General features: G+C 54.7%; 1 protein-coding gene. It reads right to left on the bottom strand.

Annotated elements, in window-relative coordinates; all coding sequences use genetic code 11:
• The coding region (locus tag RX972_RS29280) for a transposase domain-containing protein (RefSeq protein WP_316880798.1) at window positions 1-491 on the bottom strand (491 nt) is incomplete at its 3' end.
• Between the last annotated feature and the right edge of the window lie 23 nt (window positions 492-514).

The following is a 514-nucleotide window of genomic DNA, read 5'->3' as shown; positions in this document are numbered from 1 at the left end:
CGCACCTGTGGCCAAGCACCGTCGCCGGAATGGGTACGCCCACCACCAAAAGCCTGACGATTTTCAGGCGTATCAAGCGTGGACCACACCACACCATCTACGGCAAAGCTGCGTAACCCAAAAAAGCTTGCCGTAGCGGGTTGTTTGGCTTGCCCCCACGCCTCAGCCAATTGTGTAAAAAGTGCCGCCAATGGTGCTTCACCCAATCGTTGGCGAGCCTGAACGGAGGCGCTTGGCGCGGGCACTTTCCCATCATTGAGCGCCAAACCTAACTGCTGGACAATCAGCCAAATCGGCTCATTTTTGAACAGAGCCAATCCCACCACAAGCCAGACGATGCGGTCAGCAGGCAATCGTCGGCGACGAATCGATACGGTCCCCGTTAATGTCAGCGCTTGTTCAATCCAGAGAGGATCAATGAGCTCAACAAAGCGCTCAAAAGAAACAGGATTGAGTTTGATGATCTCTTGAAAAGTGCTCTGAAGGGGCATGGAGCGGGCTCTGATCGACGGAG

The sequence above is a fragment of the Pseudomonas syringae group sp. J309-1 genome (genome assembly GCF_032582135.1).
Taxonomy (GTDB): domain Bacteria; phylum Pseudomonadota; class Gammaproteobacteria; order Pseudomonadales; family Pseudomonadaceae; genus Aquipseudomonas; species Aquipseudomonas quasicaspiana.
The sequence above is the reverse complement of the archived record's forward strand: the minus strand, read 5'-3'. Positions and strand labels throughout refer to the sequence as shown.